Raw genomic sequence first — 24008 nt, 5'->3', positions numbered from 1 at the left:
CATCCAAGACCGGCTGGCCCTTCGATTTAGACGATTGGATCATCATGTCCGTTAATCCTGCTAGCGTCACCAACCCGCCCGCGCAGTTTCCCGAGGACTTTGTCTTTGGCGGCGCCACCGCTGCCTACCAGGTAGAGGGCGAGACCCGCACTCACGGTAAGGGCAAGGTTGCCTGGGACGACTTTCTGGAGGCCCAGGGGCGCTTCTCCCCCGATCCCGCTTCGGACTTCTACAACCAGTACCCTGTCGACCTGGAGCTGTGCGAGGAGTTCGGCATCAACGGCATTCGCCTCTCCATCGCCTGGAGCCGCATCTTCCCCAACGGCACCGGCGAAATCAACCCCGAGGGCGTCCAGTTCTACCACGATCTCTTCGCCGAGTGCCACAAGCACCACGTTGAGCCGTTCGTCACGCTGCATCACTTTGACACGCCGCTTCCCCTCTTTGAGAAGGGCGACTTCCTCAACCGCGAGACCATCGACGCCTTTGTGGACTTTGCCACCTTCTGCTTTAAGGAGTACGCCGACCAGGTGACCTACTGGTTCACCTTTAACGAGATCTGGGCCGACGCCTCCAACACCTACATCGAGGGCACCTTCCCCGGTGGCGTCAAGGCGCATCTGGCCGAGGCCTTCCAGTGCGAGCACAACATGATGCTCGCCCACGCCAAGGCCGTGCTGGCCTTCCACAACGGCGGCTTTAAGGGCAAAATCGGCGTCATCCAGTCGCTGGAGTTTAAGTACCCGCTCAACGAGAACGACCCCGCCGACATCAAAGCCGCCAACAACGAGCACGTGCTGCAAAACCAGTTTTTGCTCGACGCGACGTTCCGCGGCGAGTATGCCCCCGACACCCTCGAGTGCGCCAACCGCCTGGCTGCCGTCTCGGGCGGCACCATCGAGATCTTGGACGAGGACCTCGAGATTATGCGCGAGGCAGCGCTCCACAACGACTACCTGGGCGTTAACAACTATCAGTGCCGTTTTTTGAAGGCTTACGATGGCGAGAACGACCTGCACCACAACGGTACGGGCGAGAAGGGCACCGGTCGCTGGCGCGTCAAGGGCATTGGCGAGCATGTGAACAAGCCCGGCATCCCCACCACCGACTGGGACTGGATCATCTATCCCGAGGGTCTGTTCGATCTGCTCGTCTACATTAAGCAGCGCTACCCCAACTACAAGCAGATCTTCATCACCGAGAACGGCATGGGCTACAAGGACCCCTACAAGAACGGTTTTGTGGACGACCAGCCGCGCATCGACTACATCGAGCAGCACCTGCGTTGGCTGCTCAAGGCCATGGAGGTGGGCGTCAACGTGGGCGGCTACTTCCTGTGGAGTCTGCAGGACCAGTTCTCCTGGACCAACGGCTACAACAAGCGCTACGGCTTCTTCTACGTAGACTTTGAAACCCAGAAGCGCACGCCCAAGGCAAGCGCCTACTGGTACAAGCACGTGGCGCAGACCCGTCGTCTGGACTAGTGGCTGGCGGGGTTGCCCGCTCACACAACCTGTCCCCATTTCTCAGCCGGGGGCGGCACGTCACACGGCGCGCCGCCCCCGGTCTTTTTGTTTTTTGGCTGGTCGGGAGCCGTTTGTCTCGATCTGTAACATCTAGCCGAGTTTTTTGGTCCTAGCTGTTACAGATTGAGATGAAAGGGACCGACCAGGCCGAATTGTCTCAATCTGTAACACTAAAACCGGTTTTGGGCGTCTACCTGTTACAGATTGAGACAAACGTACCGGCCAATCCTCTCAATCTCAATCTATAACAGTTAGCCGGTTATTTCGCCCCCACCTGTTACAGATCGAGATGAATAGATTAGACCTAGCCGAAAAATCTCAACCTGTAACACGTAGCCGAGTTTTTCAGTCCTAGCTGTTACAGATCGAGACAAACAGGCCGAGCAAGCTACACCCGTAGGTCTTTCACGCTGGAGCATTCGACCAGCACGCCCGAAACAAGCGTACGGCTTCTGGAGCTCGGGGCTTCTAGGCACGCAACGACCTCGTCGGGCGCACGGACACCCAGTCCGCGGTGACGGAACTTCACCGACATATCCCGAAAACTCGATCCCCGGCTTAGCTTGCGCGCATTATCACAATAAACTCCCAACGATACACGGTCCTGCGGCTCAATGAGCCACAGGACCGCATGCCGTCGATCAGATAAAGATCGTCATATACAGAGGTAGATATATCCTATGCCCTTCAGCCCTGAGCTGTTTTGGGTGAAGAACTATCTCTTCTCCGACTCGTCGTTCGAATCGTCTGCCGAAATCGTCAAGCGAGATTGTTGAATACGATTTGGAAGATTTAACTTCAACAGGAGTGACCCGCGGTTTTCCAGCCGCGTCTTCAAAGCCGCGCGAAACAAGAAAATCAATTTCACGCGTTCTGGGCCGACTCCCCTCTGTTTTGGAAGGCTCCTGCCAGCTGTAATAAAAAAGCGAATGCCCCAGACTCTTAAGCTGCTGCGCCACGATGTTCTCGATTAGCATTCCTTTATTAATTGAAATTCTTCCAAATTGAATGTCTCTATGAACATCCATAAGGTCCGGACCATCATCAAACGCCAAGCTCACGAGCAATCCCGTGTCCGCCATATAGCATTTAAGCGAAGACGCGTCCTCGTGCAGGCGGTAACCCACGCTCGGATCACTGCATAAATAGCAACGGTTAATCAGTCGCGCATCCTCAAGCCAGATTAACGCCGACTCATATGTCTCAAAACGGGACCCCTTCTCCAAGCTGTCAAATTTGAACCGTTTATTTGCCGCAGATAATTGACCCGGAATATCGTCATAAACCGCCCGCGCACGTCTAGCGTCCGAACCTCCAAACTTGGCAATGTCCTCCCTGTACAGTGCGATAATCTGCCGTTTAACCCTGTCGCATCCTCTAAAATCATTCTCTGCCACAAAGGAGTCGACCGACTGAGGCATACCACCGACAAGCATATACTCATCAAATAATCTCATGCACGTCGCATGAACGCCGTCCGGAAGCGCGGTCCGAGATTCGCGCGCTTTACGGATCTCTTCTGCATAAAGATCTTTTCCGGTCGCCCAAAGATACTCCTCAAAATCGAGGGGCTCGAGAGGGATCCTTTCTTCCTCTGACGGTATGACAATGCTATCGACATTCTTTTTGATGGAGACAAGAGAGCCTGTCTCGATGTAATCAAATCTGCCGTCTTCTACAAGATGCTTTATGTATTCGCGCGCGATGGGAAACCGCTGCACTTCATCAAAAATGACCAGCGACTCTCTCGGTTCGAGGGCCTTACCATACTGCAGCTGAAGCATGCGTAAAAAAAGATCGACATCTTCACGATGGTTCAGAAATATATCGAGCGTGGCTTTGCTAGCAGCCGAAAAGTCAATGTACAGATAATCCTTGTATTCATTTTGCGCGAAGCACTTGACGAGCGTCGTTTTGCCAACGCGTCTTGCACCCTCAATAAGCACCGCAGTGCGCCCTTGCGAGCGTTCTTTCCACTCCTGCAGACGATCATATGCCTTCCGTTTAAACATAATCTCACCTCAGCATAATTTACGTGCTAGTTTACAAAAATACCGACCTTCAGATATATCTAATAATACAAAAATACCGAGCTTTAAATGAGCTTATAGCTACAAAAATACCGACCATTGCAATGGTTGAGACATACAGTAATACCGAGCTTTACGCATAACGGATGCTATGCCTCACCGTAAAACAGCTGCAACTCATCGCACAGGGGAACCTGCAATCTGCACGCGCACCTATTATGCGTCGTGATGATGTAAATACTCCGCAATGGCAGGGGCAAAAGTATCTCCCGCAGCACTCGCTAGCAGATAACCTGCGTATGCTCCTCGATGGCGGCGCGATCCTCATCGTCAATATCCGGCTCGCACACCACGGCGTCCAAATTGTCCAGGCGGCAGAACGTGCAGAAGTCACGCTTGCCGATTTTGCTGGAGTCGGCGATAAGATAGCGCGAACTATCAGGAACCTCGGCGGACGTGCCACTCAAACTCACAATAAAATGCCCCTCCCCGATCGCTCGGAGAAGGGCATCTGCATTGGCGTTCTTGCCAAAATCGACGGCGCGCAAGAACGCGCACCCGTCCGCATCAAGAGTGCGCTACTCGCCGAAACCGCCCTCAATAAGAGCGACCAACGCGTCAACGGCGGCAACCTCGTCGTCGCCCTCGGCACGCAACTCGACCTCATCGTTCTGGGTAATACCCGAGGTCATGATGGCAATCATGGACTTAGCGTCCTTGAAGTCACCATCCTTGGAGGCGTTGCGGACCTCAATCTTCGAGGCAAACTTAGCAGCCTCGGTCGCCAGCGTCGCTGCAGGGCGAGCGTGCAGGCCAGTGGGGTTAACGACCATAACGTTCTTGCTATACATTTCTAACTCCTTCGTCGTAGACCGACCAATTCATTTAGCCCAACGCGCGCGTTAGGCAAGGTAGAAGCATGCCGGACATTACGCATGCATACAACAAGTAGGCCGCGGACAACGTCGCCGCGGCAAATTCACAGGTGACTAGTCCTGATACAGCGGATGCCCCTCAGTGGGAACCACGCGCGTGCCAGCCAGGCAATCGTGAACGCACCGGCGCGCGGGGACGATCAGGAACATGAGCAGAGACACCGCTGTAATAATCATGCCCGCGATTTCCCAGTAATAATTCACGTCAACGCGGGTGACAAGCACCATTGTCTCGCGAATATATCGGGACACCACATACCCGCTGCCTTCGAGCAAAAAGCCAACGATAACCTGACGCCAAATCAAGCGTCCGACGGAAGGCAAGCCGCCATCAAGCGTTGCGACACGAACATGCGCGATGCGCTTGCCCGGCGTTTGCCCCGGCCACGCCAGCAACGGAATCAGCACAAAGTATGCGATAGCGGCGAGCACGCACGATAGTCCGACCACGATACCGACGCTCCAGGGATACCCCATTGCCTCAAACACGTACAAGTCGGGGAGCATCGCGTTCTTGTGGGTCAGCGCAAGATAAACCAACACGGCTGGCAAGCCAGAGACAATACCACCCAAAATCCAGTCGATAACGTACGCGTACAAACGCGACAGCGGGGGCGCCGGCAGAATCGAGGATGCATTAGCCTTCGATTCCTTGTGAATCTTGCTCACAGTGCTCGCCGCAGGAGAAGGCATCTGCTCCGCGGTCGCCGCACGCGGCCGTTCCTTGCGCTTTTTAGCCATGCGCTACCTCACATTCAGAATGCGCAGCTGCTTATCAGTATGGTTAAGCGGGCATGCAACGCCGTCTTTCAACAAGACGTCGTCTTCAATGCGCACGCCTCCGACTCCAGGAATATATACGCCCGGCTCGCAGGACATGATCATTCCGTTGTCGAGCACAATCTCACCAGAGGGGTTTAGCAGCGGCAAGTCGCCACCCATGCCGATACCATGACCAAGACCATGGGTGAAATACTCACCGTAACCCGCTTCGTTGATTACACGACGTGCGGCCGCATCCACATCGCGCGCCACCACACCGCAACGAATGGTATCGATGCCTGCAAGATGAGCATTCAAAACGGTCTCGTACACATGAGCCATCCGGTCGGTCGGGGCGCCCAGGAAGCACACGCGCGTCATATCTGACTGATAACCGTTGATCTGCACACCGAAGTCAATCAGGATCGGCTCATGTGCTTGGACCCGACGGTCGGTAGGACGGCCATGAGGCATGGCGCTGCGCTCGCCGGTGGCAACGATGGTATCGAACGACATTGCCTCGGCACCGGCGGCAATCGAGTAATAGTGCACGAGTGCGGAGATTTCAAATTCAGTCATATCCACGTGCAACTGCTCGATCACCTTGGCGTACACGTCATCGGCAACATCGACCGCATGCTGGACCGCAGCAATCTCAGCCTCGTCCTTGCGCAGGCGCATCAGCGCCATCTCGCTGCCCAGCAGCGTAGTGCCAAAGCCCAAGCCCTCCAAGTTGCGATACTCCGAGATTGAGATTTCGGACTCCTCGATGCCCACCGTGGCACAGCCGCACTCCTTGAGCGCACGCTCGAGCTCGACCAAATAGCTCTTCCCCTGCTCGTGAACACGGAACTCCAGATCGAACTCGCGACCCTGGGCCTCGTTCACATAGCGGCCGTCCATGATGAGAAAACCGCGGTCACGCGTGATGAGCACCTTGCAACCGCTACCGGTCAACGTGCCCAGGTAGCGCTTCATGGTTTTACTCTTGATCAGCAATGCGTCGAGCTCGTGCTCGTCCAAGAAGGTACGGATATTATCCACATGTGCATTCATCGAACGTAGCGCCTTTCAAAGGAGCCCGACAACGAAGTCTCCCCCATCGCCGGGCTTTCATACTTTCAAAATTAGCAGGCGCAGGCGCCTGCTATTCCACTTGATTAGAAGTCGAGGTCAAGATCCTCGAGCAGAGCCTCGTCCTCAGCAGAGATCTCGGAATGTTTCTCGGCAGCCATACGAGCCTCTTCAGCCAATGCACGCTTCTCGGCAACCTTGCAGAAGGGGTAGTACACGATCAGTGCGAGGACCAGCTGAACCACGTTGGCCGCAATCGAGGTCCAAGACATGTTGGTCAGGAAGCCTTCCAGGAACACACCGACGTAAGGAGGCGTGAAGGTAGAGCAGGGTACCCAGCCCCAGCTCATGAACCAGAACGGGATGGAGGACAGGATGCCGCCGAAGATAACGAACGGGATAAAGAAAATCGGATTCAGAACAATCGGAGCACCGAACAGAATCGGCTCGTTTACGCCGAACAGCGACGGGATGAAAGCGATGCGGCCGATCTCGCGCTGGACCTTGGACTTGGAGAACATGAACCAGATAACAACGCCCATGGTCACACCCAGGCCGGTGAAACCGCCAAATGCGGACATGGGGCCAGGGGTGAAGATGTGGGTAGCGACACCACCGGCCTGAACCGCAGCGATGTTCTCAGCCAGGAACTGCGTGGAAATCGGCTGAACAATCGGCGACAGAACGGAGGGGTGAATGCCGAAGAAGAAGATGAAGCAGCGCAGGATGTGGTAGAAGGTAACCGCGAGCGGGCTGTCCATCGAACCGACGAGCGGGGCCAGGATGATCGAGAAGATCTCGTTGGGCATGATGCCGAAAACGCCCTGACACAGAACACGGATACCCAAGAACAGGCCGATGACGATAGCGGTGACCGGGATGATCTCGAAGGAGCTCGAGATGAAGTCGGGCACGGTATCAGGCATCTTGATGGTGAAGTGACGCTTCTTGCACCAACGGTACACCTCGACCGCGAGTAGCGAAGCGACCATGGCAACAAACAGACCCTTGGAACCCATGCCACGCAGCGCGATGCCGCCGGCCTCGTCCATTTCCATGCCGAGCAACAGGAAGGCAACGAGGGCCATGGACATGGAGCCGGGAGCGTCCAGCTCATAGGACTTGGCCAGGTGGTAGGCGGTAACGACGGAAACGAAGACCGACATCAGGCCCATGGAAACGTTATAGGCCAAATCGAAGTACTGGGTGTTGTTCAGAATCCAAACGGAGATGGGGTTGGTCTCGCCAATCATGTTGGGAATGGCGGCCGGGATCAGGCAGAACGAACCAATCAGTAGCAGCGGGGTCATGGCGATCATGGCCTTCTTAACTGCGGACAGGTGACGTTGCTTGTCCATCTTCTCGGCAACAGGGCCAAGATAGGTGTTCAGCAGGTTTTCGAATTTATCAAAGGCACTCTGCTTTTTCTCTACAGCTTCCGACATACGTCGCATCCTCCACTTCAGGATATATCAAACAGGGGCTTACTGGTTTGCCTCGGCGGCCTCGCGGGCCATGTCAGCCTTCTTCTTGGCGATGAGCAGCTGCTTAAACACGGTAGCACCGTCCATCTTGCCGTAGGTCTCCTGATCGACGATCACGTATGGGATGTGACGAGGCTCAATCAGGGGCTTGATGGACTCGAGCTTATGGGCGATCTGAGGACCCATAATCAACGCGTCCATGTGGTCGACCTCCTGGTCCAGCAGGTCGGCAGCGATGGCCTTGAGCTCAAAGTCATCGTCGTTGAGCTTCTGGCTGTTGTGGATCGTCTGCTTGATGCGATCCATCAGCATGGTGGTGGAGAAACCACCGGCACAGCACAAAACGATGTTCATCTTTGCCATTGTTTATCCCTTTCTAACGGCAATTGAATACTGTTGGAGAAGGAACGGACCGCAGCGCTCGTAGCGCGCATCGCTCCTTCGCAGACGTGTTTCTTACGCCTGCTTGGCCTCGGCGTCGCGCTCCTCGAAGATCTTGACGATCTCCTCGATGAGGTCACGGGCGAGCTGAGAGGTCATGTAGTGATCCTGGGCATGGACCATAAGCAGGCTCGCAGCGGCGGCGTTCTCCGCGCCGGACAGGGCCTGGGTAATCACCTCGGTCTGGGCGGCATGGGCGGCCAGATCGGCCTCCTTGGCTTCGGCAAGCAGCGCACGGGCGCCCTCGTAGTCGCGCTCACGCACGCAAGCGAGCGCGGCGAACGCCTTGCCCTTGCTGGCGCCAGCAGAGCCGATGATGGTCATGATTTGCTGTTCGTTGTTTTCCACCGGGATAATCCCTTTCTGCTCGGCGGGCACGTCACCGCTTTGACGGCGCGCCCGATTGAAACCGTTGACTGCCGAAGCGCTACTCGAAGCTCTTAAGCTCCTCATAGGTGACGCGATCGATCGAGGTTGCCAGCGCGCATACCAGATCGACTGCCGCGTCCAAATCGGCACCACGCATGACAGACCACGAACCGTGGCAGTAGCGCAACGGCACGCCGATCACCGTTGCCAGCTTGCCGTCTCCCACTAGATGAGCGGTGCCGGCATCGGTGCCGCCGCCCTTGAACAGGTCACGCTGGAAGGGGATGTTGTTCTTCTCGGCGGTGTCCACGATGAAGTGCAGCAGCTTCTCGTTGGGGACATGCATGCGGTCGTAGTGCACGATCATGGGACCGTGGCCGTTCTTGCGGCTGTTATTCCAACCGCGATCGAACTCGGGCGGATTAGCGATGTCCACTGGGATGACGATATCGGCATCCAGGTGCGCCGCAGCCGTCTGAGCACCACGGCAGCCAACCTCCTCGGAAGAGGAACCGGCGAACCACAGCTCGGCTGCGTGCGGGGTGTTGGCCAGGCGCTTCATGGCCTCGGTCACCACATACACACCGGCGCGGTCGTCGAACGCCTTGCCCAGCAGAATGTCACTCACGGGCTTGAGCTCGCACTCGGCCGCAAAGGTTCCCCAGTCGCCAATCTCAATGCCCAGCTCACGGACTTCTTCAGCCGTCTCGCAGCCAAAGTCGATGTACATATCGGTCGGAGTGCCGTCGGTATCGCGCTTGGCAAACAACACGCCGCGAACTTTCTCGCCGCTACGCGTCTTGATGCGCACAATCTGGCTCTCGACGCTGTTCTTACGCGGGCCGCCCACGCCGATCACATGAACCATGCCGATATCGGAAATATAGCGAACCATAAAGCCGGCCTCGTCCATGTGGCCGGTGAACAGAATGCGGACCGGATTCTCCTCGGTACCCGCGCTCTTAAACATGATCGAACCGAGTTTGTCGTACTCGACGGCGTCGGCGATATCGTCAAGCTCGGCATGCATGATGGAGCGGACCTCGCCCTCGCGGCAAGCGACAGCGTCGGCGTTGCTCAAGGCGAACATAAGCTCCTTGTTCATAGGTAACCCCCCTTGTGGTCGTATGGCGGCGCCCGTAGTGGCGGCGTCTGCATGCGAGTGTATCGACAGCGCGCCGCAAATGATGTATCCGGGCTTTCACCGTAGCGGTGAAACGGTGAAAGCCCCTCCCCTTTCACCACGGCCGTGCAATTACTGGGGATGGGGCTCCATATGCATCTTTGTCATACTTATCTGCAACATACGCCGCTGATGCGAACCACGCCGGCGGTGTGCGACCCACATCCGCGGGTCGCGCCTATATCGCCGAGGAGGATACCTTATGCCGGTTTACGACTTCGATTCCATGGCTGACCGCTCGCTCGATCACGCTCGCAAGTGGGACCCCGCCATCATCAAGCAGAAATTCCCTAAGGCTGGGGATGACTACATTCCCATGTGGATCGCCGACATGGACTTTGCCGCCGCCCCCGCAATCTGCACGCGTCTGGCCGAGGTAGCCCAAAACGGAGCATACGGCTATGGCTATGCGCACGACGGCTTTTACAACGCCGTCATCAACTGGCAGCGCCGCCGCCATAACAACGAGGTCAAGCGCGAGTGGATCACACTCGCCTATGGAACCGTCCCGACCATCCACTACCTGTATCAGGCATTCTGCCAGCCCAACGACTGCGTCATCCTCAACACGCCGGTCTACGACCCCTTTGGCTACGCGGCGCACAACAACGGGTTCCGCGTAATCGAAAACCCGCTCATCTATCGCGATCGCACCTATCGCATCGACTTCGACCTGCTCGAGGAACAGATGGATCGTTTCCGTCCACGCGTGCACCTGTTCTGCTCGCCGCACAACCCCGGTGGTCGCATCTGGACGCTCGATGAAATCACCCGCGTCGCCGAGATCTGCCACAAGTACAACTGCTTACTGGTGGTCGATGAGGTTCACTGCGAGCACATCATGGCCGGCTCGTTCATCTCGGCCCTGCAGCTGCCCGAGCGTTATCTGGACAACCTTATCGTACTCACCTCGCCCAACAAGGGCTTTAATCTGGGCGGCCTCAAGACTTCCTACTCTATGATCCCAAGCGAGCGCATCCGCACTATCTTCCGCCATCGCCTGGAGATGAACTCTATTACCTCTCCCAACACGTTTGGCTGCGCCGCCATCATCGCCGCTTACGATGAGTCCGAGGAGTGGCTGGACCAGATCACCGACTATCTGCGCGAGTCTTATGCACAGACCGCCGCCTTCATCGAGGAGAAGATGAAGGGTTGGGAGCTCATGCGTATGGATGCATCCTACCTACCGTGGGTGAACATCGCTGGCACGGGCGCCACGGCAACCGAAATCTGCAACCACATGGCAGCGAAGGCGGGCGTCATCGTGGGCGATGGCACCTTCTATGTCGCGAACGGCGCCGACTTCGTGCGCTTGAACCTGGGCATGCCTCGCAAGCTGGTCATCGAGGCCATGGATCGCATGGCTACCCACCAGCTCATCAAGTAGACCTCGCCCGCGTATCAAAGGCCCTCCTTTCATGCAACGCCCGCCCGAGTATGTGCTCGAGCGGGCGTTGTTATTTATGAGTTGAAATGTCGCGAAGCGACAAGCGAGAAGGCGACCACCCGACGGAGGGCCTTTTTGACGTAGCCACCCCCGCTTGTACGCAAACCCTACGCACAACGCAACAGGGCGTCCAAGAACTCCTGGTAGCTTTTTGCATGGGAGATGGCGCGCACAGCACCGGGCTTGAGTAGCACGCCCGAGATGTAATTGAACAGCTCGCCAAAAAACGCCCGGTCATCACGGGTAATCGACAGCATGATCACCGCATGCACCGTCGCGTTGTTCCACGCAAGGCCGCGCGGGAACAGAGCGACCGAGACGGCAGTGCGCTTGGCGTCCATATCGAGCGGGTGTGGCATCGCGATGTCACAGTATGCACTGGAGCTGATGTCCTCACGCTCCAGTAGGCGCTCAGTAAAATTCTCAAACGCGTAGCCACCCTCGATCAGCGGCGCACTCATCTTGCAAATCGCATCGCGCCAATCGTCAACCTCGGGCTCGATCGCAAAGAAATCCTCGGTGAAGAAGGTGCGCATGCTGCACTCAAGGTTTGTCCGCAGGCGCGCCTTAAGCAGCGCTTCGACACGCTCACGCATCAGCGAAATATCTTGCTTGCTAAAGAACGGAGAGACATTAACCACCGGTACCGGGCAATACCCCGACAGCGGCACGGTTGAAATCACGAGGTCAACGCGCGAGATGTCACCCGCCGCGTCGATGGCAGGCACGATACCCTCAACCACCACACAAGCATCAAGGGCATCGAGGAAACTGTCGATATGAGTCTCGTAGGCGTTGTGACGTGTGCACACCACCAGCGCATGCAGTTTATCGGCATTGGCGCGCTGCCCCTCCACCAAGCACCCCACGTGGAGCGCGATGTAGGCGATTTCGTCTTCGTTGACAGAAACGCCGGTCTCCGCAGCGATGACATCGGCGACAAACACCGCAACATCGTAAATAAACGGTTGACTGCTCTTGATGGCCTCGAGCTGCGGGTTACGCAACAGCATCCCGCAGCGCACGCGGGATAGCATATTGGCCAGATGCAGAGAGAAACGAAGCTCAAACTCGCCATCGCTCAAATTAAGCCCGAATTGATCGTGCACGCGCTCCACAATCGCACCCAACAGCTCGCGCGCATGCCGGTGCTCCGGGTCACTTGGTTCAAAACGATTCGCATGAATCAAGTTTGCACCCAGCATCAAGCGGACGGCATCGCGATCGGCATCGGACACGAGCATAGAGAAAAGGTCCTCGATAGCCGCGCAAACCTCACCCGCCACCTCGTCAAGACCCTCGCGCGCCTCGTTACCGGCGGGCTGAGCCGCCTTGACCGTCGTCGGTACCGACTCGAACCCATTGCTTGTGCGCTCCACGAAGATGGCAATATGTATGATGAGGCTCGAGAGCGCATAGCCGTTGATGTAGAACCCGCGGCGCTTCAGGCATGCGTCGATGCGCTCCTGCAACTGCGCGAGGTCGAGCTTGGGGAAATAGCGATTGATAAGGTCGATTTGGCTGAAATAGTCCTTCGTCTCGTCAAAGATCAGCTGGTTGACCATCTTCTTCTCACCCGATGCACTGCCATCGATATACAGCGAGCCCGCGCGCGAACGCAGCACCAGGCCGTACCCGGACAACTCTCGTTTGATGGCAACCAGCTCATTATCGAGCGTCGCAAGCGAGATATAGAGGCTTTCCGCCAAATCAGCCGCGCGCACCTTGCGGTGGCGCATCAGCAGTTCAAACAGAATATAACGCTTGCGCGCCTCGGCCGTCTGCGGCACCTCGTTCGCCTGCTGCGACAGCAGCTGCGCCGCTGCTGTGGCATCCTCGATACGATAGCCCTTCGAGCTGGCAACAATCATGCCCTCATGGGTGCGATTCAGCGCGGTGATGTCGCTTTTGACAGTACGGGAAGAGCATCCAACCTGCGAAGCGATCTGAGACGCCGTGGTCCAGGACGCCCCGCTTTCGAGAATACGAACAATTTCCCTGCTTCGATCGGAACTCACGGCACCCTCCTATCATCGTCTCAGATAACTATACCTTCCGTCATAGGACCTGCCAATTTCACGCGCATTCAAATCTTTCACCGCGTAGGTGAAATAGCAATCGTGGAAGTGCTGGTTATGCGATGTTGCAGCACGAAAAACCCGCCTATTATCGTAACGACGATGAACGCGCCACGGGAACGGTATCCCCGAGCGCGGCGGACGGGCCACACGGGCACCGGCCGCGACGTATCATACGCCGACATAGAAAAGGAACGCTATGAACATCAGACTGTTCGAATTGCGCGACGACGAGGTCGCCGCCTACATGCGCGCTGCCGCCAATCTTCCAGCAGGCTACTCCATCTCCTTTGACACTCAAATCCTCTCCGAAGCTAACATTGACTCCGTTGCAGGCTGCGAGGGAATCATCATCAACAACAAATCCGTGATGTCCGCCGCTTTGGTGGAGCGCGCGCACGAGCTGGGCGTTCGTTACATCGCTATCCGCTGCGTCGGCTTCAACCACGTGGACGTCAAGCGCGCCCAGGAGCTGGGCATCAAGGTGTGCAACACCGCCTATCCGCCCTACGGCGTTGCCGAGTTCACCGTTATGCTCATCCTGATGGCCTTGCGCCGCTGCAAGGCCGCCATTTGGCGCCAGCAGGTGAATGACTACTCCCTGGACGGGCTGCTGGGCCGCGAACTGCGCACGCTGACCGTGGGCGTGGTTGGCACCGGCCGCATTGGTCGCACCGTCATCGACAACCTCTCCGGCTTTGGCTGCAAGATCTTGGCCTACGATCCCTACCCCAATGCCGAGCTGGCAAACCGCGACAGCCTCGAGTACGTTGACATGGATACGCTCGTTGCCAACTCCGACGTCATCACCCTGCACGTGCCCCTCATGGACTCCACCCGCGGCATCATCAATGCCGATGCCATCGCCAAGATGCGCGAAGATGTGACCATCGTCAACGTCTCGCGCGGTGAGCTCATCGACACCGATGCCGTCATCGAGGCGATTGAGTCCGAAAAGATCGGTGCGCTTGCTATGGACGTCTTCGAGGACGAAGTGGGCATCTACCATGAGAACCGTATGCACGACATTCTTGCCAACCGCAAGATGGCTTACCTACGCCAGTTCCCCAACGTGCTGCTCACCAACCACATCGCGTTCTACACCGATATCGATGTAAACTGCATGGTCGAGCAGGGCGTTGCCGCTGTTCCCGCTATGGTTGAGGGTACCTGTGCCACTCAATTGTAATCACACCCATTCAGCGCGATAGCGCACCGTAGCCCCCGTCGGAACTTAGGTCCGACGGGGATACTTTTGTTCTTGGGCTTTGCCTTCTCAGCATGATATGGGCTCATAACTCGTCGCAACGCGCCAGCGTGCAGAGCAATCTGGCAACGAAGGCGATGAACACACCACCGGATGAACTGCATCCTGGCCTTTTTGTTTTTAGAATCGTGTTGAGCGTGTCACTTGCCCATGCTTGCAAGCCTGCTCCACCGGCCGCCGCGACTATCGCGCGCGATTGAGCACCTTACCAATCCCGATTGCATGGGCGCTGCGTCCATGCGCCTCTTTCCGTGTGGCGGATACGACCTTCCCGGTAGATGCCCCGCATCCTTGGTCGTATCTGCCTTTTTTGCTTTTGAGCGGCCCGCGCCGCACGTTTGTCTCAATCCGTAACATCTAACCGAACTTTTCGGTCCTACCTGTTACAGATTGAGACAATTCAGCGGCGCCGACAATTTTTTATGACGTGGCACAATTATGTCCCAATGCGAAGGAGATACCTATGCCCATCTGTGTGCCCGTCCGAGACATGAAGGACACTGCCACATTCACCGCACTTGTTGAGTCTGAGCGCGACGTCACCGTAACTAAGAACGGCTACGAGGCCATGCACTGCATCAGCAGCGACCAGTATCGCCTCATGCAAGAAGAAATCGCCAAAGCCAAGCTGCTGTCTCGTATGATGCTGGCAGAAGACGAGATATCGCAAGGCGACTACAGCGACTACGACTCCTTCGCGACCGCGATGCGAGACAAATATGACCTATAACGTCGTAATACTCAAAAGCGCACGATATGAGTACGAGAGTATTGTCGGATACCTTGCTCAAATCCTCATGAATCCACGTGCAGCGGGCAATTTTGTTGCCGAGTTTGAATATCAGCTTGACCTGCTTCGCGAGCAGTCGCTCCTACGGCCCCTCTCCCACATACGGGAACTGGCGACACGCAATTATCGATCGTTTCCCGTCGACAACTACGCGTGCCTTTACAAGTTTGAGCACGATGCGATCTATATCGCCCACGTCTTTCACCAGTCACAGGACTACGCCCGCCTGATCTAGCACGGCGGCACTCGCTAGCAAATGACCTGCGTGTGCTCCTCGATGGCGGCGCGGTCCTCGTCGGCAATATCCGGCTCGCACACCACGGCGTCCAAGCTGTCCAGGCGGCAGAAGGTGTAGAAGTCGCGCTTGCCGATCTTGCTGGAGTCGGCGATCAGGTAGCGCGAGTCGGCCTTGCTAAAGGCGAGCTGCTGGATACGGCCCTCGTCCATGTTGGACGTAGACACGTCACCGTCCAAGATGCCGTTGGCGCCGATAAACGCCGCATCGATGCCCAGCGCGCGCAGGGTATCCTCGGCCGTTGGTCCCACAAAAGCGGCGGTGCGGCGACGGTACATACCGCCCACGAGGCACAGCTCGCAGTCTTCGCGCGCCTCGAGCAGGTTAAACACCGAAAGCGAATTGGTCACAATGCGCAGGCGAAACGTCGGCAGCATCGAGGCCATCTGCTCAACCGTGGTGCCCGTGCCCAAAAAGATGGTCGAGCCCTCCTCGATAAGCTCCACAGCACGGCGCGCAATCTGCAGCTTTTCCTCGGCATGCTTGGTGCGCTTTTCACTGTGCGAATACTCATGGCGCAACATAGCGTGGGGACGGCCCTGCGCACTGCGGGCTCCGCCGTGCACGCGCTCAATCTCGCCCAGGCTCGCAAGTTCCTCAAGGTCGCGACGGATCGTCATGTCCGAAACGCCCAGCGCATCCGAGATCTCCTTGACCGAGACCGTACCCTGCTCCTCGAGCAGCTGACGAACCTTATCCTGACGCTCCGCCTTAATCATTTTTACTCCTTTGAGTGGTTTTGTTCGCATTTATAGTAATCGAACATTTATGCTCACTCACCCTAAACGGTCGGTTTTTCCCGGTGAACGGTAGGATAGTAAACGCCAAACGTTGAATATCGAATGTATCCGACACATCAACTTCAGCTATACATAGGCAAAAAGCTGCGATTTTAAAATCATTTCAATCCAATGTTGCCTCAATAAAGCAAATTGAACTTTGCCGAACAATAGAAAACAGATTGACACACTAATTCTCTTAGACTTAAATAACAGAGAACTTAAACAAACAGATTCGAACATGTTCGATCTGTATGGAACGGAAGGAGTTGCAGACATGTCCGCAGAGAGCAATCTGTTCTTCGAAGACACCGTGTTTGTTTGCGACCGCACCACGCAAGAAGAGGTCTTTACCGAGATCGCCAATAAGCTGTCACTCAAAAACTATGTGGCGCCCGCGTTTCTCGAGAACATCATCGAGCGCGAAAAGGGCTACCCCACCGGCATGGATATGTCTGTCGTCGACCCCGAGTTGCCCAGCTTTGCCGTTCCCCACACCGAGGTCGAATTCGTTCACACCCGCCGCATCGTCCCCGTCAAGCTGACGACCCCCGTCGAGTGGCACTCCATGATCGACCCCTCGCAGACCTTCCCCGTCTCGTTCCTGTTTATGATCCTCAACGACGACAAGGAGGCCCAGGTGGGCATCCTCGCCAAGATCATGGACTTCGTTAACGCTCTTGGCACCGATCGCGTCAAGGAGCTGTTCTCCATGACCGACGCCAAGGCCATCTACCAGTTCTTGGTCGACAACTTTCCTGCCGACTAGCCAATTACCCTTAGGAATCCGCGGAATAACCCGCATAGAGAAAGGAATTCATCATGATTAAGGTTCTCGCAGCTTGTGGCGCCGGTGTTAACTCCAGCCATCAGATCAAGGACGCCATCGAGTCCGAGTTCAAGAATCGCGGCTACAACCTGCACTGCGACGCCGTGATGATCAAGGACGTTAACGAGGAGATGCTCTCTCAGTACGACATCTTCGCCCAGATCGCCAAGACCGATTTTGGCTTTGAGGTTAAGACTCCGATCGTCGACGCCGGCCCGATCCTCTATCGCATGCCTGCTATGGCTAAGCCGGTTTACGACAAGATTGAGGCCATTATCAAGGAAAAGGGTCTCAACTAATCATTTGCAGCTTCGCTCTGCACAATCTTTGGCTTTAAGGAAGATGACGACCGGGAACGGCATCTTCCTTTTTTAAGGCAACATACGGAAAAGGAAATTCTCTTTTAGGAAAGAGGGAGACATGGACGCAGTAATCGGGTTTGCTAATGCCGTCTTTCAGCCGCTGATCGACCTTGGCGCAGCCCCTATGATGACCATCGTTTTGACGGTTATTGCCCTTCTCTTCAAAGTTAAGTTTACCAAGGCCCTCGAGGGCGGTCTTAAGCTCGGCATCGCCATTACCGGCATCGGCGCCATCATCAACATTCTGACGACGGCCTTCTCGAGCGCCATGACGACGTTTGTTGAGTCCACCGGCCTTCAGCTCACCGTTACCGACGTGGGCTGGGCACCGCTGGCCACCATCACCTGGGGTTCTCCCTACACGCTGTACTTCCTGATGGTCCTCGTCATCGTCAACATCGTGATGATCGTGCTCGCCAAGACCAACACCATCGACGTCGACATCTTTGACGTTTGGCACCTCGCCTTTGTCGGCCTTGCCTGCATCTACTTTGGCGCCAACATTGTCGTCGCCACGCTGCTCGTCGTCTTCGTCGGCGTTATGAAGATCATGAACTCCGACCTTATGAAGCCCACGTTCAACGATCTTTTGGGTGCTCCCGAGGAGAACCCCATGACCACGACTCACATGAACTACATGATGAACCCGCTGGCCATGCTGCTCAACAAGATTATCGACAAGGTGCTCCCCTTCCTCGACAAGTACGACTTCGACGCTGCCAAGCTCAACAACATGATCGGCTTCTGGGGCTCCAAGTTTGCTATTGGCATCTACCTGGGCGTCTTCGTCGGCCTTCTTTCGCACCAGACCCCGCAGCAGATCTGCACGCTCGCCTTTACCGCCGCAACCTGCCTCGAGCTGTTCTCGATGATCGGCTCTTGGTTCATCGCAGCCGTCGAGCCGCTGTCTCAGGGCATCTCCGACTTTGCTAACAACAGCAAGTGGCTCCAGGGCCGCACCCTCAACGTCGGCCTCGACTGGCCCTTCATCGCCGGCCGCGCCGAGATCTGGGCTGCTGCCAACATCCTTGCCCCCGTCATGCTGGGTGAGGCACTGCTGCTCGCCAACGTTCCCTTCCCCTTCTCCCCGACTGGCACTTGGAACGGCCTGCTGCCGCTCGGTGGCATCATCGCCATGGGCCTGACGCCGGCACTGCTCGTTGTCACCCGCGGCCGCGTGATTCGCATGGTCGTCATTGGCGCTGTCCTGCTGCCCGTCTTCCTGGGCGCTGGCACCCTCGTCGCCGATTTCGTTACCTTTACCGCTAAGACTGTCGGCGCTTTCCCCGATGGCGTTACTGGTCTGATCTCTCAGACCACCATGGAAGGACCTGTCGAGAAGTTCCTGGCCTTCTTCGTGGGCAAGGCGACCACGGGCGATGTGGCCATGATCATCGCCACGGTCGTTGCCATCGTCGTGTACGTCGCGCTCTTCGCTTGGTATCGCAAGCAGATGATCGCCCGTAACATCGAGTACGCGAAGCAGGACAAGTGCACCCTCTCGCCGCTCACCACCGGCAAGTTTACCGAGGAGGACCTCAAGGCTGCCAAGGAAGCCGAGTCCGCAAAGGCAAACGCCTAACTCATTGCCACATATCCCCTGTGGAAGAAACCCGTCGCATCCCGGCGGGTTTCTTTTTTTCGTCACAGTAAGTCAATCATCACTTTTTTGAGAAAAATACCCCCTGCTTTAGTGGGGTGTAGTGATAATCTCGCCCGTTCGCGCTACAGTTTGTCGGAAATACCTCGATGTTAGGAACTAAATGATCACTTCCGAGCTTTTCGGCACCGCGCCGTGCGGTACCCCCGTTCATCGTTACACCCTCAACGGGCCCGAGATCTGCGTTCGCATTATGGACTATGGCGCCACCGTGTTGGGCATCGACGTGCCCGACATCCCCGGCAACGTGCGCGATGTGGTGCTGGGCTTCGATAAGCTCGAGGATTACTTTGACAACCCCGCCTGCTTTGGCGCGACCATCGGACCTGTGGCCAACCGCACTGCAGGTGCCACGATTACCATCGCCGGCACGGACTGGCATATGCCCGCCAACGAGGGCGCCAACAACCTGCACAGCGATCTTGAGTACGGCCTGCACAAGCGCGTGTGGGACGTTGAGCTCGACGAGGTCCACAATGCCGTGCGCATGACCACCTCGCTTGAAGATGGCGAGCTGGGCCTGCCCGGCAACCGCACCTTTACGGCCGTGTTTACCGTGACGCGCACCGGCTGCTTCCGTATCGAATATGGCTGCGAGAGCGACCGCGCCACGTACGTGTCCATGACCAACCACACGTACTTTAACCTTGCCGGTCATAACGCCGGCATGGACTGCGAGCACTTCTTCGTTGCCAACGCTGCCCACTACCTGCCCATCGATGAGCAGAACATCCCCACCGGCGAGATCGCTCCAGTCGAGGGAACTCCGTTTGACTTTCGCGAGTTGCGCCCCGTCGCGCCTGGCATGGAGGCCGACGATCCGCAGATTAAGCAGGCCCGTGGCTACGACCACTGCCTGTGCATCGATGGCTATCAGTACGGCCGTAATCTGCGCCGCGCGATGCACGTCGAGGAAATGTGGACCGGTCGTGAGCTGGATTACTACACCACCGCCCCGGGCGTGCAGCTCTACACCGGCAACTGGTTGGGCGACGAGCATGCCAAGGACGATGCCAACTATGGCTGGGGCGCCGGCTTTGCCCTCGAGGCCGAGATGTACCCCGACACGCCGCACCAGCCGCTGTTCCCGCAGGGCATTGTGGGCCCGGGTCACCCCTATAGCAATGTGATCGAGTACCACTTTATGAGGCACTAAGCCCACAACGCGACATATCGCACAGCAACGCCCGCCGGCACACCGCCGACGGGCGTTTTTCTACCTAGTCATTGGGGACGTTCTTGGATGACTAGTTGGATGGGATCGGGGTCGGAGCTGGGGAGTAAGCGGATTTCTAGCTCTATGCCTAGTTCTCGCAGTTCTTCGAGGGCGGCGATGTCCGTATCGTCTATGGCAACGGCAGGCGTTACAGAGCGCTTTCCCTCCCCTGCCTGCATATGGCCAATGCTGATCTTGGTTATTGGCACACCACCCTTAACCAGCGCGAGCGCATCCGCGGGCGACGCCACCATAATCAGAATCCATTGACGCGGCGTTGCGGTATGAATGATATCAATGGTCCTTTGCACCGAGAAAAACCGTGTCCAAACGCCTTCTGGCGCCGCCACCCTCATGGGCGCCCACTGGCGCGAATCCGCCGCGATCTCGTCGTTGACGATTAGGACGAGGTTGGAACCCACGGCTTCGTTCCACTGCTCAACATCTTGCCCGTAAATGAAACGGTCATCGATACGCGTGAGAAGGATCTTGGGTTGAGCCATGGCTGCCCCATTCTGCTTGAGACCCGTAAGGGCAAGACATCACGTCTCCAATATTAGTGCATTTAAAGTGAGAAAAGCCGTCAGAACCCTTGCGCGGATGTGCGATGTCCCGTATCATAAACAGCCGTTGACGCCTCAGCTGCGTCACCACATGGCCGCCAGCGTAGCTCAGTTGGTAGAGCACCGCTCTCGTAAAGCGGGGGTCACCGGTTCGAGCCCGGTCGCTGGCTCCATTGTATTCGTGCAGCTCAGAAGCTTAATTGCTTCTGAGCTTTTTCTTTTTCACGGCCCTCTTCTCCCTCTCTGAGGAGTGAAAACGGAGTGAAAAACTTTTTTAATCGTTTTTCATAAAGAGTCAGCATCATCCAACGTTCACGTTAGAACGCTCGACAACCCTGTTATACATAGCCCAATTCCGTCGAGCATCAAAGAATAAAGTCCGGATTACACACATCGAGCTTCGTTTTCCCAGTCGCCAGCGACTCCTCCAGCCGGTCAGCATATTCAACAATAGAGCCGTAGAACATGGGGGTAAATCCAAACTTATCGATAAAGAGGGGTTCCGCTACGTCGATCCGCCTCTTGGCAACCGCGGCCTCATCCTTTTCATGGTACCCAGTGCCAGGAATCCGCTCGTTTGCCTGCGGCAAGCACTTAAGCTGCCTACACAAGCGCGCCGATCCCTTTGAAAGACCCATAAAGGTGATAGCACCAGAGATTACGCCGCCGACGCCCGCAACAACCTTACCAGCGGCATCCCCCACCGTCTGCTTGGTTATCTTGATACCTATGAAGCTCAAGAGCTTCTTTAGGATCGGATACCAACTGGTCTTGGTTAGCGACTGGCGAGCGACCTTTTTCGCGACCGTCTCTTGGGCGTTTTTGGCGATTACGGTTAGCATCGAATTCGCACTGCCTACACCCATCATTACACCGAGCAACACTGCCATTTCGTAGAGAGTCTCGTCATCAACGTCGTCACATTCTTCAAAAAAGGTCTGCTAGCCATACAGGTATGCCAACTTCTGCATAATCCTGAATGCGTGCACGTAGTATTGCGTCATATCGGCAGGAATGGTGCCCGCCATCGCGACACCTCCGGGAAGACCCGCTGCAAAGGAAAGGACCGTTGACTTCTTTGTCTCAAAATCAATTACTTCCCTAGCAATTCTATCGATTAGACTCGCATCGATTCCGGCAGTAACGGGGGTTGTTTCCACGGCAAGCTCGACAACATCTTTATGGACGCCCTTCTTCCTCAGCTCCGAGCGGAGGAAATGGAGCCGATCAATTCTCACTCCCTTTAACCGAGCAACCTTTTTCATAAAGTCAATCAAAAATCTCTGGGCCTCCGCCAGCTGCTCGTCGCTCTTGTCTTTTAGCTCTGCAAAAGCCGAATCAACGGGAACGGCGACCTCAAGACCCTCGCCCTCGTTTTTCTTTCCAAGCAGCCTGACGTCCATACAGCCTTCCAATCGATCGTCTACCGGCATATTAACGGCTTCTTGCCGATAGAGTTCCCACAACGTCGTAACAGCTCAATCTTAGATCAAAGACTAAACCGTACCTGCTCCCGTCCTAAATTTGGGCTCTTTGATTAGGGGGGTCCCTTAACCCAAATCAAAGGTCTGGACAGCTTTTTAAACGTATGAGTAATGATTAAAGAGTACTCAGATCGATAGTCTGCGGATTAGTCAGCCCATAGATGGCTTCATTATTATCGGAAGAAGCAATTTGGCCGCCAGCCTCACATTCAACTGGCGTTGTTTCGTCGATCAGCTCGTAACCAAGCCAGCCCTCAAGAACCGTGCCAGGTTGTATCTGACGCGACTCAGGAAGATCAAGGCCTTCCACCAACATACTCGGATTAAGCCCCTTGCCGTCCTGAAAAGCCAATATCTCATTACCGGAAAACATGACAGTCTGAAGGTCTTCCGACACATTTTTTGCGGTCAAGTTCAGAATCAACAGTGGCTTACCGTCACCAAAGCTCTCTACTCCGCGCTGCGCCCCTGTGATGGTGTACTCAATACCTGATACTGGGATATCGTTATTCCCGTTGCTGCCGCTCTTTTTTCCAGCAGCATCAGCCTGTGCGGCAGCATAGCCCGCGGCATAGCCATCATCATAGCTCCCCTTGGAGTCTTTTCCTGAACAGGCGGCGAGGCAAGCGGAACCAGCCGCAAGCCCCAATGCCAAGAATGCACGCCTTGGAATTAAAGCGGTCGCGCTGAGCTTCATGAGGAATCTCCTGTCAATTAGTTCTCTCTGTTTCCCTAATTATTCTAATTAATCTTCATGCACTTAGTATCAATTGAGTCCCAATAGCAGCGCTATGAGGTCTTATTCAGCTGTTGCAAAAGATGTGCGCCCAATATAAAAGCCCCGCCAACCGCAATCCCCAAAGGAACCGCAATCAGCGGGGCCCAAGCGCGCTCCTCAATGGAATCACGCCATCAGACGAACAGCTCAGCCGAGCAGCTCGCTACTCCTCCCAGTAGGCGTCGGCAAGCAACTTAAAGCAGATCTTCTTGACCGGCTGTGCGCCATCGCCCGGGAACTCGAGCGTGGGCATGTGGGGCTCGCCGGCAACGAACAGCGCAAACTTGTCGTCGGCAAGATCGCCGGCGATCGAAGCGTCGGAATCGACCAGATCGTAGTCGTCCTTCTCGTCAAACTCCTGAACCAGCGTCAGGCTGCCCGTGGCGACCTTAAAGGCCTCGCGACCCTCGACGTCGATCTGCAGGTCGTGATAGCGCTGATGCGTCTCATAGTGAGCCTCGGCCTCGGGACGCGTCGTGGGAGCCATGACGTTCGCATAGACCTTGTCGCCCAGAATCGGATGGCTGCCGACCTCGAGCTCTGCCGGGTCGTTCTCCTCGAGCCAGTCGATCAGCACGTCGAGGCCCTTGAGCATTCCGCGGTACTCCTCGATATCGCCCAATGCACCGTAAATCATCTAAATCCCCTCTCGG

The 24008-nt window shown here is 56.2% G+C and carries 26 protein-coding genes and 1 tRNA gene; 10 read left to right on the top strand and 17 right to left on the bottom strand.

Translation table 11 applies throughout. The features are described from left to right. The first annotated feature begins 44 nt into the window (after positions 1–44). Positions 45–1484 (top strand): 6-phospho-beta-galactosidase, encoded by a 1440-nt coding sequence (gene lacG, locus DXC18_RS03250; RefSeq protein ID WP_117716314.1) that lies wholly within the window; start codon positions 45–47, stop codon positions 1482–1484. Between the two features lie 430 nt (positions 1485–1914). Here lacG and DXC18_RS10410 read toward each other — a convergent pair whose 3' ends face one another. The 10 genes from DXC18_RS10410 to DXC18_RS03205 form a co-directional block, all read right to left on the bottom strand. Beyond that, on the bottom strand, positions 1915–2055 hold the full coding sequence (locus DXC18_RS10410) for a hypothetical protein (protein ID WP_158551494.1): 141 nt from the start codon (positions 2053–2055) through the stop codon (positions 1915–1917). 112 nt (positions 2056–2167) lie between these two features. Beyond that, positions 2168–3538 carry an ATP-binding protein gene (locus DXC18_RS03245; RefSeq protein ID WP_117629883.1) on the bottom strand — a complete coding sequence of 457 codons (1371 nt, stop codon included), beginning with the start codon at positions 3536–3538 and terminating at the stop codon, positions 2168–2170. A gap of 299 nt (positions 3539–3837) precedes the next feature. Continuing rightward, the gene (locus DXC18_RS03240; protein WP_199411133.1) at positions 3838–4029 is read right to left on the bottom strand and encodes a hypothetical protein; all 192 of its coding nucleotides are present in this window, start codon (positions 4027–4029) and stop codon (positions 3838–3840) included. A gap of 105 nt (positions 4030–4134) precedes the next feature. After that, on the bottom strand, positions 4135–4407 hold the full coding sequence (locus DXC18_RS03235) for an HPr family phosphocarrier protein (RefSeq protein ID WP_117716313.1): 273 nt from the start codon (positions 4405–4407) through the stop codon (positions 4135–4137). A gap of 138 nt (positions 4408–4545) precedes the next feature. Then, on the bottom strand, positions 4546–5232 hold the full coding sequence (locus DXC18_RS03230; RefSeq protein ID WP_117716312.1) for an RDD family protein: 687 nt from the start codon (positions 5230–5232) through the stop codon (positions 4546–4548). 3 nt (positions 5233–5235) lie between these two features. Further along, the gene (locus DXC18_RS03225) at positions 5236–6297 is read right to left on the bottom strand and encodes a M24 family metallopeptidase (RefSeq protein ID WP_233508987.1); all 1062 of its coding nucleotides are present in this window, start codon (positions 6295–6297) and stop codon (positions 5236–5238) included. A gap of 116 nt (positions 6298–6413) precedes the next feature. Beyond that, positions 6414–7772 (bottom strand): PTS sugar transporter subunit IIC, encoded by a 1359-nt coding sequence (locus tag DXC18_RS03220; RefSeq protein ID WP_117716310.1) that lies wholly within the window; start codon positions 7770–7772, stop codon positions 6414–6416. 39 nt (positions 7773–7811) lie between these two features. Next, the gene (locus DXC18_RS03215; protein ID WP_199412180.1) at positions 7812–8174 is read right to left on the bottom strand and encodes a PTS sugar transporter subunit IIB; all 363 of its coding nucleotides are present in this window, start codon (positions 8172–8174) and stop codon (positions 7812–7814) included. 93 nt (positions 8175–8267) lie between these two features. Further along, positions 8268–8600: a PTS lactose/cellobiose transporter subunit IIA gene (locus DXC18_RS03210; RefSeq protein WP_233508986.1), complete on the bottom strand. Its 333-nt coding sequence runs from the start codon at positions 8598–8600 to the stop codon at positions 8268–8270. Between the two features lie 79 nt (positions 8601–8679). Then, the gene (locus DXC18_RS03205) at positions 8680–9726 is read right to left on the bottom strand and encodes an aminopeptidase (RefSeq protein WP_117716308.1); all 1047 of its coding nucleotides are present in this window, start codon (positions 9724–9726) and stop codon (positions 8680–8682) included. A 280-nt stretch (positions 9727–10006) separates the two neighbouring features. Here DXC18_RS03205 and DXC18_RS03200 point away from each other — a divergent pair, with 280 nt between their 5' ends. Beyond that, a complete protein-coding gene (locus DXC18_RS03200; protein ID WP_117716307.1) occupies positions 10007–11194 on the top strand; it encodes a MalY/PatB family protein in 1188 nt (395 codons plus the stop codon). A 167-nt stretch (positions 11195–11361) separates the two neighbouring features. Here the strand turns inward: DXC18_RS03200 and DXC18_RS03195 are convergent, their stop codons facing one another. Beyond that, the gene (locus DXC18_RS03195) at positions 11362–13272 is read right to left on the bottom strand and encodes a transcription antiterminator (protein WP_117716306.1); all 1911 of its coding nucleotides are present in this window, start codon (positions 13270–13272) and stop codon (positions 11362–11364) included. Positions 13273–13531: 259 nt separating this feature from the next. Between DXC18_RS03195 and DXC18_RS03190 the strand changes: the two genes are divergently transcribed. The 3 genes from DXC18_RS03190 (at position 13532) to DXC18_RS03180 (ending at position 15624) form a co-directional block, all read left to right on the top strand. After that, complete coding sequence (locus tag DXC18_RS03190) at positions 13532–14521, top strand: D-isomer specific 2-hydroxyacid dehydrogenase family protein (protein WP_117716305.1); 990 nt, start codon at positions 13532–13534, stop codon at positions 14519–14521. A gap of 541 nt (positions 14522–15062) precedes the next feature. Next, complete coding sequence (locus DXC18_RS03185) at positions 15063–15329, top strand: type II toxin-antitoxin system Phd/YefM family antitoxin (RefSeq protein ID WP_117716304.1); 267 nt, start codon at positions 15063–15065, stop codon at positions 15327–15329. Continuing rightward, positions 15319–15624, top strand: a complete 306-nt coding sequence (locus tag DXC18_RS03180; protein ID WP_117716303.1) for a type II toxin-antitoxin system RelE/ParE family toxin — start codon at positions 15319–15321, stop codon at positions 15622–15624. The genes DXC18_RS03185 and DXC18_RS03180 overlap by 11 nt, the downstream gene beginning before the upstream one ends. Before the next feature lie 14 nt (positions 15625–15638). On the opposite strand, the gene DXC18_RS03175 is transcribed toward DXC18_RS03180, so the two are convergent. Next, positions 15639–16403 (bottom strand): DeoR/GlpR family DNA-binding transcription regulator, encoded by a 765-nt coding sequence (locus tag DXC18_RS03175; protein ID WP_117716302.1) that lies wholly within the window; start codon positions 16401–16403, stop codon positions 15639–15641. A 337-nt stretch (positions 16404–16740) separates the two neighbouring features. Here DXC18_RS03175 and DXC18_RS03170 point away from each other — a divergent pair, with 337 nt between their 5' ends. The 4 genes from DXC18_RS03170 to DXC18_RS03155 all read left to right on the top strand — a co-directional run bounded on the left by DXC18_RS03170 (position 16741) and on the right by DXC18_RS03155 (position 20470). Beyond that, positions 16741–17232 carry a PTS sugar transporter subunit IIA gene (locus DXC18_RS03170; protein ID WP_117716301.1) on the top strand — a complete coding sequence of 164 codons (492 nt, stop codon included), beginning with the start codon at positions 16741–16743 and terminating at the stop codon, positions 17230–17232. A 53-nt stretch (positions 17233–17285) separates the two neighbouring features. After that, entirely contained in the window at positions 17286–17591 is a 306-nt protein-coding gene (locus DXC18_RS03165; RefSeq protein WP_117716300.1) for a PTS sugar transporter subunit IIB, read from the top strand. Between the two features lie 121 nt (positions 17592–17712). Continuing rightward, positions 17713–19236, top strand: a complete 1524-nt coding sequence (locus tag DXC18_RS03160) for a PTS transporter subunit IIC (RefSeq protein ID WP_117716299.1) — start codon at positions 17713–17715, stop codon at positions 19234–19236. 181 nt (positions 19237–19417) lie between these two features. Continuing rightward, a complete protein-coding gene (locus tag DXC18_RS03155; protein ID WP_117716298.1) occupies positions 19418–20470 on the top strand; it encodes an aldose epimerase family protein in 1053 nt (350 codons plus the stop codon). A gap of 68 nt (positions 20471–20538) precedes the next feature. Here the strand turns inward: DXC18_RS03155 and DXC18_RS03150 are convergent, their stop codons facing one another. Then, positions 20539–21033 carry a PTS sugar transporter subunit IIB gene (locus tag DXC18_RS03150; RefSeq protein WP_117716297.1) on the bottom strand — a complete coding sequence of 165 codons (495 nt, stop codon included), beginning with the start codon at positions 21031–21033 and terminating at the stop codon, positions 20539–20541. A gap of 157 nt (positions 21034–21190) precedes the next feature. On the opposite strand from DXC18_RS03150, the gene DXC18_RS03145 reads away from it, so the two are divergent. Continuing rightward, positions 21191–21266: transfer RNA gene (locus DXC18_RS03145), tRNA-Thr, on the top strand. A gap of 192 nt (positions 21267–21458) precedes the next feature. Here the strand turns inward: DXC18_RS03145 and DXC18_RS03140 are convergent. From DXC18_RS03140 to DXC18_RS03125, 4 genes are all read right to left on the bottom strand, one after another. After that, entirely contained in the window at positions 21459–21983 is a 525-nt protein-coding gene (locus tag DXC18_RS03140; RefSeq protein ID WP_117716296.1) for a hypothetical protein, read from the bottom strand. Between the two features lie 51 nt (positions 21984–22034). Next, positions 22035–22496: a hypothetical protein gene (locus DXC18_RS03135; RefSeq protein WP_117716295.1), complete on the bottom strand. Its 462-nt coding sequence runs from the start codon at positions 22494–22496 to the stop codon at positions 22035–22037. A gap of 196 nt (positions 22497–22692) precedes the next feature. Further along, positions 22693–23274 (bottom strand): DUF5067 domain-containing protein, encoded by a 582-nt coding sequence (locus tag DXC18_RS03130; protein ID WP_117716294.1) that lies wholly within the window; start codon positions 23272–23274, stop codon positions 22693–22695. A gap of 244 nt (positions 23275–23518) precedes the next feature. Next, positions 23519–23992 carry a YhcH/YjgK/YiaL family protein gene (locus tag DXC18_RS03125; RefSeq protein WP_117716293.1) on the bottom strand — a complete coding sequence of 158 codons (474 nt, stop codon included), beginning with the start codon at positions 23990–23992 and terminating at the stop codon, positions 23519–23521. Positions 23993–24008 lie beyond the last annotated feature (16 nt).

The organism is Collinsella sp. OM08-14AT, assembly GCF_003438115.1.
In the GTDB taxonomy this organism is placed as follows: domain Bacteria; phylum Actinomycetota; class Coriobacteriia; order Coriobacteriales; family Coriobacteriaceae; genus Collinsella.
This window is presented reverse-complemented; position numbering and strand designations above follow the sequence as displayed.

Coding starts and splice junctions, on each gene's coding strand:
- lacG (WP_117716314.1), top strand. CDS start 45: ATGTCCGTTAATCCTGCTAGCGTCACCAACCCGCCCGCGCAGTTTCCC.
- DXC18_RS03245 (WP_117629883.1), bottom strand. CDS start 3,538: ATGTTTAAACGGAAGGCATATGATCGTCTGCAGGAGTGGAAAGAACGC.
- DXC18_RS03235 (WP_117716313.1), bottom strand. CDS start 4,407: ATGTATAGCAAGAACGTTATGGTCGTTAACCCCACTGGCCTGCACGCT.
- DXC18_RS03230 (WP_117716312.1), bottom strand. CDS start 5,232: ATGGCTAAAAAGCGCAAGGAACGGCCGCGTGCGGCGACCGCGGAGCAG.
- DXC18_RS03220 (WP_117716310.1), bottom strand. CDS start 7,772: ATGTCGGAAGCTGTAGAGAAAAAGCAGAGTGCCTTTGATAAATTCGAA.
- DXC18_RS03215 (WP_199412180.1), bottom strand. CDS start 8,174: ATGGCAAAGATGAACATCGTTTTGTGCTGTGCCGGTGGTTTCTCCACC.
- DXC18_RS03205 (WP_117716308.1), bottom strand. CDS start 9,726: ATGAACAAGGAGCTTATGTTCGCCTTGAGCAACGCCGACGCTGTCGCT.
- DXC18_RS03200 (WP_117716307.1), top strand. CDS start 10,007: ATGCCGGTTTACGACTTCGATTCCATGGCTGACCGCTCGCTCGATCAC.
- DXC18_RS03190 (WP_117716305.1), top strand. CDS start 13,532: ATGAACATCAGACTGTTCGAATTGCGCGACGACGAGGTCGCCGCCTAC.
- DXC18_RS03185 (WP_117716304.1), top strand. CDS start 15,063: ATGCCCATCTGTGTGCCCGTCCGAGACATGAAGGACACTGCCACATTC.
- DXC18_RS03180 (WP_117716303.1), top strand. CDS start 15,319: ATGACCTATAACGTCGTAATACTCAAAAGCGCACGATATGAGTACGAG.
- DXC18_RS03175 (WP_117716302.1), bottom strand. CDS start 16,403: ATGATTAAGGCGGAGCGTCAGGATAAGGTTCGTCAGCTGCTCGAGGAG.
- DXC18_RS03170 (WP_117716301.1), top strand. CDS start 16,741: ATGTCCGCAGAGAGCAATCTGTTCTTCGAAGACACCGTGTTTGTTTGC.
- DXC18_RS03165 (WP_117716300.1), top strand. CDS start 17,286: ATGATTAAGGTTCTCGCAGCTTGTGGCGCCGGTGTTAACTCCAGCCAT.
- DXC18_RS03160 (WP_117716299.1), top strand. CDS start 17,713: ATGGACGCAGTAATCGGGTTTGCTAATGCCGTCTTTCAGCCGCTGATC.
- DXC18_RS03155 (WP_117716298.1), top strand. CDS start 19,418: ATGATCACTTCCGAGCTTTTCGGCACCGCGCCGTGCGGTACCCCCGTT.
- DXC18_RS03150 (WP_117716297.1), bottom strand. CDS start 21,033: ATGGCTCAACCCAAGATCCTTCTCACGCGTATCGATGACCGTTTCATT.
- DXC18_RS03140 (WP_117716296.1), bottom strand. CDS start 21,983: ATGGCAGTGTTGCTCGGTGTAATGATGGGTGTAGGCAGTGCGAATTCG.
- DXC18_RS03135 (WP_117716295.1), bottom strand. CDS start 22,496: ATGGACGTCAGGCTGCTTGGAAAGAAAAACGAGGGCGAGGGTCTTGAG.
- DXC18_RS03130 (WP_117716294.1), bottom strand. CDS start 23,274: ATGAAGCTCAGCGCGACCGCTTTAATTCCAAGGCGTGCATTCTTGGCA.
- DXC18_RS03125 (WP_117716293.1), bottom strand. CDS start 23,992: ATGATTTACGGTGCATTGGGCGATATCGAGGAGTACCGCGGAATGCTC.